Here is a 9,000-nt window from a genome sequence, read left to right as displayed (position 1 = left end):
CACTCACAAGCACCCACACGAATTGCTTGATTCAATTTGTTAAAGAGCGTTTGGTTAAGAGCTTTTCGTCTCAACCGAGGCGCGCATTCTACGCTTTCCTCAGAGCCTGTCAAGCGTTTATTTTGAAGTTTTTTACCACCGCTTTCTTTCGAAAGCTAACAACTTCAACAACTTACCGCTTGCCCCGAAGCGTTCATCGCTGCGAGGAGGCGAATAATACGCGCTTTGAAATCAGAGTCAACACCTTGTTCTGAAAAACTTTTCCATCAACGTTTTGCCGCTAACCGGCAACTAATGAAAGCGCCGTGGATCTGTAAAGAAACACACCACGGAGCGTAGCGGCCATGAGCGATGGGCAAAGCGAGAAAACCCCCGGCCTCTCTGCAGATGAAGAGCAGGAGGTCAGCCACAGCCAACCGCCGCGGGCGGCTGTGCTGCACGAAATCATTCGCTACCAGGGCGACCAGGAACTGGAACGTACACTTGCCGCGTTGTGGTGGTCGGCACTTGCCGCCGGCCTGTCCATGGGGCTGTCGTTGATGGCCATGGGGCTATTCTACGCCCGCCTGCCGGAAGGCGATGGTGCCCAGGTGGTCGCCAGCATCGGCTACAGTGCGGGCTTTCTTGCCGTGATCCTGGCACGCCAGCAACTGTTCACCGAAAATACGCTCACCGCCGTGCTGCCCGTCATGACCGCCCCTACGCTGGCCAACTTCGGACGACTGCTACGCCTCTGGGGCGTGGTGTTGTTTGGCAACCTGGCAGGCACCCTGCTGGTAGCCTGGGTGATGCTGGAACTGCCGATCTTCGACAGCAAGACCGATGTGGCATTCCTGGAGGTCGGTCGCAAGGTAATGAAGAACGACATCAGCCAGATGTTCGCCAAGGGCATAGTCTCAGGCTGGATGATTGCCACCATGGTCTGGATGATCCCTTCAATGGAGCACGCCAAGATCTGGATCATTCTGATGATCACCTACCTGATGGCCCTTGGCGATTTCACTCATATAGTGGTGGGGTCAGTCGAAGTGTCCTACCTGGTGTGGGCTGGCGACGAAACCTGGAGCCGTTTCTGGCTGGAATTTGCACTGCCGACGCTGACGGGCAACATCATCGGTGGCAGTTTCATCTTCGCCTTGATCAGCCATGCGCAAGTGCGCAGTGACAGTGGCAAACCACCCTCGCGGCTTCTGAACGACGACCAGCCCCAGTCCGCGCGCAGCAGACATGAGCCAAAATGATACTCAGCGTGCCGCTACGGTGAGCTCATGCCCCTGGCCCTGCTTACTCGTGGGCCAGGGCTACACATCCGTTCTGCCCGCCATGCGGTGACTCCAGGTTAACCCGCTCCCGTCCGCGGCGCGCCCAGTCGCACCTGAGCCTGGTTATCGACGGCCCACCACAGTGATCGAATCAACCGTGAATTGGCTTGTAAGGTCATTTCTCGCCGATGTAACACTGTTCAACAATATTCATCCGAATTATGCGATGAACGGTACACCGGCAGAAGAAGATCAGCATTATGGACAATCGCATCGGCAAAGGGCTTTCATTCGTCAAGCGCATCTACCTGCCGCGGGTCATTGGCCTGGGAATCGGCCTGTTCACTGTCATGGCGGCGATTGCGCCGCTGTCGCCCCCCTCCTGGGCATGGCTGCTAGTACTGTTCAATGGTTTGCTGTGGCCGCACGTGGCCTACCAGTGGGCTGCCCGCTCGACAACGCCTTACCAGGCGGAACAGCGCAACCTTCTGCTGGACTCGCTGATGGGCGGGTTCTGGACTGCCGCCATGCACTTCAACCCGCTACCCAGCGTGACCGTGCTGTCGATGATGACGATGAACAACGTCGCCGCCGGCGGCAAGCGCATGGTCTTTCGCGGAGCGCTGGCGCAACTGGCTGGCATGCTCACCGCCATCCTGCTGCTTGGCCCTGGCTTGCAATTGATCGCCACGCCCCTGCAGGTCTATGCGTGCCTGCCCATGCTGGCGCTGTACCCACTGGCCTTGGGCTGGGTGTGCTACCAGCTTGCGATCAAGCTGGGCGACCACAAGCGCCGGCTGAGCGCCCTGAGCCTCACCGACAGCCTGACCGGGCTGTTCAACCACGGCGCCTGGAAGGACCTGCTGCAGCTCAAGTTCCAGGCGTGCAAGCAGCGACAGGAGCACGCGGTGATTGCCCTGATCGACATCGATCACTTCAAGACCATCAACGACACCTTTGGCCATGTGGTCGGCGACTGTGTACTGCGCCAGCTCAGCGCTGAGCTGCGGCGCAGTTTGCGCGAGGGCGACCAGGCCGGGCGTTACGGCGGCGACGAATTCTGCGTGATCCTACCCGAAATCAGTGAAGCCCAGGCCTGCCAAGTCATGGAGCGTCTGCGCGAGCGGGTTTCCAGCTACCGCAACCCACAGTTACCGCACCTGCGCATCAGCCTGAGTATCGGCCTGTCACCCTTCGAGGCCAACCTCGAGTCCCCCGAACACTGGCTCGAACAGGCAGACAAGGCGCTGTACATCGCCAAGCACGCTGGCCGCGATCAGGTCAATTTTGCCCGCAGTGAAGCTGCCGCGCTCAGGCTGGCCTATTCTGATTGAACCTCCTTCCTGACTGCCTGGCGGGAGGTTGCCTGAAGGAGCCGCTCGCGCATGGCCAGGACCGCCAAGCTTCCACCCGCTAGCCCCACACCGCGCTTTCAGGTGCGCCACCTCATTGCCGGTTTCAGCGCAGTGTTCGGCCTGGCTTGCCTGGTCATTCTCGGCGCTCTGTTCAATATCGCCAGTACACTCGACCAACAGGAGCGCCAGCGTAGCGCCTTCCATGCGAACCAGGCGCTGGAACAACGGCTGCTCGCCTCGCGCCAGTTTCTGTCCAGCTATGCCGTATGGGATGCAGCCTTCGAGCACTTGTCGGGCCAAGCCGACTGGCAATGGGCCTACGAGGAAAAAAACATAGGCGAGTCGCTGTACAGCGCCAGCGGCTACGAAGGGGTATTCGTAGTGGAAAACGACCGCACCACCTATGCCTTGTTCAAAGGCCAGCCCAGCCAGGCAGGTGCCAACACCTATATAGACACACCGCTGCAACCGATCATCGAACAAGCCCGTGCAGCGGCAGTTTCACGCGAGCAAATCACCCGTTTCGTGCTGTTCAATGGCTGGCCGGCCGCACTCAGTGCAGCAGCCGTGCGCCCGGACCGGGAGGTTACCGACAGCGAGGTGAGCCAAGCGCCAGTGATGCTGTTCATTGACCAGCTCAACGAAAGCAAACTGGCGCAGTTGGGCCACGGCGCCGGCCTGACGGGCATGCACGTGGAAAAGGAGGATATGCAGGATCACAGCCACCTGCGCATCGACCTGGGCGACACCGGCTACCATCTGACCTGGAACAGCCCACTGCCGGGGCGTCAGATGCTGCGGGCAGTGTTGCCAGCACTGTTGTGCGCACTACTGATACTTGGCCTGGTGATGCTGTACCTGTTCCGTCATGCCTTGCGCAGCTCCCGGGCAATCGGCCTCACGCTCGTGCATCTGCAACAAAGCAACCAGGCCCTGGAGGCCAGCGAGCAGCGTTTCCGCGCGGTGGCCGAGTCGGCATCCGACTGGATCTGGGAAACCGACCGGCATCAACGCCTGACCTACCTGTCGCAACGCTTCGCCAACGTCACCGGCTACCCGGTAGACGGCTGGCTGGGCCACCCGCTCAACCAGTTGCTGGCCTGCGATACCACGCCGCTGTCACCTTGGCTCGACGCCCTGGCAACCGCCGACCCGCAGCAACTGGCCAACCTGCGCTGCACTTACCGCGACCAGAATGGCCAGAACCGCTACTGCCGGATATCCGCCCGCGCTATCTGGCGCGATGGCAAGGCCATCGGTTTTCGGGGTACCGCCAGTGATATCACCGACGAAGTCGACGCCCACGCGCGCATCCAGCATCTTTCGCTGCACGACCCACTGACCGGGCTGGCCAACCGCAACAAACTCGCCCGGCACTTGGAGCAGGCCTTGTTGCGCGGCAGTGACTCGCCGCCGCTGACCTTGTTGCTGCTGGACCTGGACAACTTCAAGCCGATCAACGACTCGCTCGGTCATGCCGCCGGAGATGCCGTGCTGCAAGAAGTGGCAACGCGCCTGCGCGACACCACCCGCGATGGCGACCTGGTCGCGCGTCTGGGCGGCGACGAGTTCATCCTGGTACTCAGCGGCATGGACAACAGCAGCGAGATCGACCGCTTCTGTGCGCGCCTGATCGGCCTGCTGCAGCAACCCATCGTCTTCGAAAGCCAGCCGCTGCACATCGGTGCCAGCATTGGCGTTGCCCAGACGCGTAACCAGGGCTTCGATGCAGGTGAGGTGAGCTGATCCGCTGCGCCGACATCGCCCTGTACCAGGCCAAGGCCGATGGAAAGAACACATGGCGCTACTTCGTTGCCGAAATGAACCAGCAGATCCAGTACCGCCGCCAGCTGGAGAACGACCTGCGCCGGGCCCTGCGCAATGAGGAGTTCGAGTTGCATTACCAGCCGCGCTACCGCCTCGACGACCTGCGTATCGTCGCGGTCGAGGCCTTGGTGCGCTGGCGGCATCCACAGGAAGGGTTACTGGGGCCGGACACCTTCATTCCGTTGGCCGAGCAGAGCGACATCATTGTTGCGCTGGGCCGCTGGGTGCTTCGCGAAGCTTGCCGCACTGCCCATGACTGGCCAGCCGACGTGCTGGTTTCGGTCAACCTGTCGCCTGCGCAGTTCTTGCGCAGCGATGTGGTAGCCGACGTGCGCGAAATTTTGCTCGACACGGCCTTCCCCGCCCAGCGGTTGGAACTGGAGATTACCGAGAACGTGATGCTCAACGACATCGAGGGCGCGCTAGGCACCATGCTGTCGCTCAAGGAGCTAGGGGTGCGCCTGAACATGGATGATTTCGGCACCGGCTATTCGTCGTTGGGCTACCTGCGTACTTACCCGTTCGACAGCATCAAGATCGACAAACGCTTCATCAGCGGCCTGAACAACAACGGCGGCAGCGACCGCGCTGTGGTCCAGGCCATCATCAACCTGGGTGAGGCGATGGGGCTGACAGTGACAGCCGAAGGCGTGGAAAGCGAACATCAACTCAAGGCGCTGGAAAACGATCGCTGCCATGAAGTGCAAGGCTATTACCTGAGCATGCCCCTGGACAGCGCCGGATTGGCGGCGTTGTTGCACCAAACCTCCCAAAGCACTGCACAGCCCTTGTAGACGCGGCCTTGCTCCTAAACAGACTGGGTGTGCTGCTGCAGGCTGCGCTGCGCCACGATTTCGGGCAGATCACAGCGGCGCAGGTAGGCGCGCAGCGGTTCACCAATGTTCAAGCGGTCATCCACATGCTGATCCAGCAACAGCGACAGCCGTTCGCGGCACAACGCCATGCGCTGCCCTTGCTCGGGCCGCCAGACAAACTCGCTGCAGGGGGTGATACTGGCGTCGGCCACGTCCATGCCGAACGCGTCCTCGGAGAAACGCACGATATGAACACCGCGCTTGCCGTGAAAACCGACAAAGCCCTTTAGCTGATCGGCGGCGTTGCAGATATCCTGGGAAGTGATGGCCATGACGTAACCTCGCAATGAAATCGGAAGATACGCACGCCTGGCGGAAGAAGGGTTGCCTCTGTCGGGCAACTCACAGCGGCAGCCTAACGCAACTGGCGGGCCGCTCGCCAAGTTTTTTCGTGTCTGCCCGACGTCGTCGGCGTACTGGAGCTGGACTGCCTTCACCACACGACCCGGCTGTACCGCTTCGAACGTTACATTTCTGTCTATTGAGGCAGCACCATCACTGCGGGTCGCGGTCCTCGTGCACTTGCACACTCGCCGTCATCCCCGCACTCAAGGTCAGCCCTTCCGGCACCTGATCCAGGCGGATCCTCACCGGTATGCGCTGGGCCAGTCGCACCCAGTTGAAGGTCGGTTCTACCTCCGGCAGCAACTGGCTGTCCGGGTTGCTGTTGCGGTCGGTGATGCCGCGGCTGATGCTCTCCACGTGCCCCTGCATCGGTTCACCCGTGCCCATCAGCCACACCTTCACAGTGTCCCCAACGCGAATGCGCGGCAGCTTGGTTTCCTCGAAATAGGCCTGGATGTAGAACGTCGAATCATCCACCAGCGCCATCACCGATTCCCCGGTGTTCACATAATTGCCTTCGGCCAGACGCAGATTGGTGATATGCCCGCTGCGCGGTGCCCGCACCTCACTGCGCGCCAGGTTGATCTTGGCCACCTGCAACTGCGCCTCGGCCTCATGCAACTCGCCACGCGCGATGGCGGCATTGATCTGGGCGTTTTCACGCAACTCGGCACTGATCGCCTCTGGCCCCAAGGCAGTACGCCGGGCTGCTTCACGCTCGCGCAAGCGCAATTGCTGGGCGCGGGTCTCGGTCACCGCGCTGGCCTGATCGAACGCGGCCTGGAAGCGCTCGCGGTCAATGCTCATCAACAGGTCGCCAGCCTTGACCTGCTGGTTGTCATGAACCTTGAGTTCGCGAACCCAGCCAGACACGTCAGGCGCAATCACCACCACATCGGCGCGCACACGGGCATCGCGCGTCCATGGGGTGAGCATGTAGTACTGCCACAGCTGGTAGCCGGCCAACACGGCCAGGGCCACCACACACAGGGTCACCAGAATACGTACGGCCGCACGCATCGAAACACTCCTTTATAAAGTTCCCAGCAGGCGTACCACCAGGAACAACACACAGACGAACAGCGCTGCGTCGAACAGCGCTTCATGCCAGATCCAGCGCCCCAACGGTGTGGCCTGCACCACCAGGCGCAGCAGGCCGGTGAGCAGCAGCGCCAACAACACATAAAGCAGAAACGGGCTGAGCAGCACACCGCCCACTTCCCACTCACGCAAACCCATGGGTATCCTCCTGCCAGCGGCACCATTTGCCCCAGCTTTTCTGCAATTGCAGCACCGCCCCCTCGGCCAGCCGGAGCGGGTCGCTGGCTGGCAACCGACGCAAGGCTGCAATGAACTGCTCACTGGCAGCATCCAGCCGCTGCCCACGCCCGGCAGCCGGCCCTTTGGCCAGCACTGCCTCCACGTGTTGCAGGTACTCGCGCTCGGCCCGCCCCAAAGGGGCCTGGGCGACCGCCAGGCACATGCGCAGGTGCACCAGTTCGTCGCCGATATCCAGCCCGTGCAGGCCGTCATCCCAGCGTTTGCGTTCGCCTTCCGGTAATTCACTGGCATGCCGCGCCAGTTGCATCAGCCGGTCGGCCATGCGCCCGCCAAACCAGCTGTCAGCCCCGCGCAGGTCGCGCCGGGTCAGGCGCACCAAGTCGTTCTGCGTTGCAGCACGCAAGCGCCGGCCCAGCCAGGCCGGGTGGCGGAACACCAGCAAGCGGAAGGCCATGACCGCTGCCGACACCCCCACCAGCATGGCCAAGGCACTGTTCAACATGGTCGCCACGCCGAACTGCATGGCGTTCAGCGGCGACACCAGCACAATGAAGTGCAGGCAATAGGAAGTGGCCGTAGCCCCGGTACGCGGATGGGCCATGCCCAGTGCACCAAGAAACAGTGGCACGCCCATGCCCAGGCAGAGCATGGCGAAGCTGCTCCATTGCGGCAGCATGATCTGCCCGACCAGAAACGCCGCCGGTATCGCCAGGAATATCCCGCGCAGAAAACTCAGGCCGATCTGTGCGCCGTTTTCGCGACTGGCGAACAGGCTGCAGACCACGCAGGTCAGCACCAGGCCACCCGGTGCCGAAGGCCAGGCCGTGGCCAGCCAGAAACCACTCATTACCAGGAAGGCCAGCGCACTGCGCGAGCCGAACAGCAAGGCCAGCGACCAGTCTCGGTGCACGGCCAGCCCCTGGGACACGTCCTTGGGCGCCCTGCCCGCCTCCACATCCTCAAGTGCCTGGCTGGCGGCCATGGCATAGTCCAATAGCAGGGCCATGCGCGCCAGGCAGAAGTGCTCCGCCGAACTGATCTGCTCGTCGTGTGCGGCATCCCAGATACGCTGACGCAACAACAACAGGCTGGGCTGGTCGGGTTGGTCGAGCAGCGTACGCACTTCCTGCAACCAAGGCGTCAAGTGCTCGACCTCACACTCATCCAGTTGCCGCCACTGGCGGCGCACCGAACGGGAAATACGCAACAGCACCAGCAGTTTCTGGCTAAGGCCACGAATGGCACGGGCACGTTGGCGCCCGCGATTGCCCTCGAACCAGGCATGCTCACGTTGGCTGTCGATGGCAACGATGCGTCCCAGGCTTTCCAGCAGGCCCTTGCGCGCCTCGTCCTCTCCGCCCAGCATGGCTCTGGCGGCCTGCAGGCCGTTCTGCCAGGCCTGCCGTGCCTGCCCGCCCAGTTGCTGCTCGACCCGCATGGGCCAGAGCAAGGCACTGCTGGCTGTTGCACAGAAAATACCCAGGCAGATCTCGGTACAGCGCGCCACGGCCTGGTCGAATACCTGCAGGGGGTGGTCAATGGCCGGCAAGGCAATGATCGCTGCGGTGTAGCCGGCCAGCACGAAAGCATAGGCCCAGGCGCTGCGCAACTGGGTGGACGCGGCGGTACACAGGGCCAGCCACAGCGCCAAGGCAAGCAGGAACAGCCCGGGGGTCTGGGCGAACAGGCCGATGAACAGCACTGACATGACTGTGCCGACCAACGTGCCGGCTAACCGCGCCAAGCCTTTCTGCACCACCATGCCCGATAGCGGCTGGGCGACGATGAAAGCAGTCATCAATGCCCAGGAGGGTTGCTCCAGCCCCCAGCGCATCGCCAGCCACAACGCCAGGCCGCCACCGAGCAGGGTCTTGATGGCAAACTTGAGGGCGAGGCTGTTGGGCGCGAACAGGGCCTGAAAGGTGATGGGCACGAGGCGGACCTTGCGGGGAAAAGTCTTGCTGAAAAGATAGACAATGATGAGCAGAATAAAGCGGAAACGATTAATTAGCTAGCTAATCATGTATATGCGATGGGCCTGCACCGAGAGGGACA

9 protein-coding genes and 2 pseudogenes are annotated in these 9,000 nt (G+C 61.9%); 6 read left to right on the top strand and 5 right to left on the bottom strand.

Translation table 11 applies throughout. The features are described 5' to 3' along the window. The 4 genes and pseudogenes from BJQ17_RS31895 to BJQ17_RS32505 form a co-directional block, all read left to right on the top strand. Window positions 1-254: pseudogene (locus tag BJQ17_RS31895) on the top strand (hypothetical protein); the annotation flags it as partial. Window positions 255-344: 90 nt separating this feature from the next. Continuing rightward, window positions 345-1,241: a formate/nitrite transporter family protein gene (locus BJQ17_RS10390; RefSeq protein WP_003254852.1), complete on the top strand. Its 897-nt coding sequence runs from the start codon at window positions 345-347 to the stop codon at window positions 1,239-1,241. 281 nt (window positions 1,242-1,522) lie between these two features. Continuing rightward, window positions 1,523-2,596: a diguanylate cyclase gene (locus BJQ17_RS10385; RefSeq protein ID WP_003254853.1), complete on the top strand. Its 1,074-nt coding sequence runs from the start codon at window positions 1,523-1,525 to the stop codon at window positions 2,594-2,596. Window positions 2,597-2,647: 51 nt separating this feature from the next. Beyond that, a pseudogene (locus tag BJQ17_RS32505) lies at window positions 2,648-3,865 on the top strand (CHASE4 domain-containing protein); the annotation flags it as partial. Here the strand turns inward: BJQ17_RS32505 and BJQ17_RS32500 are convergent. Beyond that, on the bottom strand, window positions 3,826-4,062 hold the full coding sequence (locus BJQ17_RS32500) for a hypothetical protein (protein WP_375731038.1): 237 nt from the start codon (window positions 4,060-4,062) through the stop codon (window positions 3,826-3,828). The pseudogene BJQ17_RS32505 and the gene BJQ17_RS32500 sit on opposite strands and share 40 nt — an antisense overlap. On the opposite strand from BJQ17_RS32500, the gene BJQ17_RS32495 reads away from it, so the two are divergent. Together BJQ17_RS32495 and BJQ17_RS32490 are read left to right on the top strand one after the other, a co-directional pair. Further along, entirely contained in the window at window positions 3,956-4,363 is a 408-nt protein-coding gene (locus BJQ17_RS32495) for a diguanylate cyclase domain-containing protein (protein WP_375731037.1), read from the top strand. The two genes, BJQ17_RS32500 and BJQ17_RS32495, sit on opposite strands and share 107 nt — an antisense overlap. Window positions 4,364-4,437: 74 nt before the next feature. Further along, window positions 4,438-5,238: a putative bifunctional diguanylate cyclase/phosphodiesterase gene (locus BJQ17_RS32490; protein WP_375731036.1), complete on the top strand. Its 801-nt coding sequence runs from the start codon at window positions 4,438-4,440 to the stop codon at window positions 5,236-5,238. A 14-nt stretch (window positions 5,239-5,252) separates the two neighbouring features. On the opposite strand, the gene BJQ17_RS10375 is transcribed toward BJQ17_RS32490, so the two are convergent. The 4 genes from BJQ17_RS10375 to BJQ17_RS10360 form a co-directional block, all read right to left on the bottom strand. After that, window positions 5,253-5,591: a DUF2025 family protein gene (locus BJQ17_RS10375; protein ID WP_003254855.1), complete on the bottom strand. Its 339-nt coding sequence runs from the start codon at window positions 5,589-5,591 to the stop codon at window positions 5,253-5,255. 223 nt (window positions 5,592-5,814) lie between these two features. Further along, on the bottom strand, window positions 5,815-6,684 hold the full coding sequence (locus tag BJQ17_RS10370) for an HlyD family secretion protein (protein ID WP_019750623.1): 870 nt from the start codon (window positions 6,682-6,684) through the stop codon (window positions 5,815-5,817). Between the two features lie 12 nt (window positions 6,685-6,696). Beyond that, on the bottom strand, window positions 6,697-6,903 hold the full coding sequence (locus BJQ17_RS10365; protein WP_003254859.1) for a DUF1656 domain-containing protein: 207 nt from the start codon (window positions 6,901-6,903) through the stop codon (window positions 6,697-6,699). Continuing rightward, window positions 6,890-8,878, bottom strand: a complete 1,989-nt coding sequence (locus tag BJQ17_RS10360) for an FUSC family protein (protein WP_004576200.1) — start codon at window positions 8,876-8,878, stop codon at window positions 6,890-6,892. Before BJQ17_RS10360 ends, BJQ17_RS10365 begins: the two co-directional genes overlap by 14 nt. Window positions 8,879-9,000: the final 122 nt, after the last annotated feature.

This window comes from Pseudomonas sp. NBRC 111139, from assembly GCF_001753955.1.
GTDB lineage: Bacteria > Pseudomonadota > Gammaproteobacteria > Pseudomonadales > Pseudomonadaceae > Aquipseudomonas > Aquipseudomonas alloputida.
The sequence above is the reverse complement of the archived record's forward strand: the minus strand, read 5'-3'. Positions and strand labels throughout refer to the sequence as shown.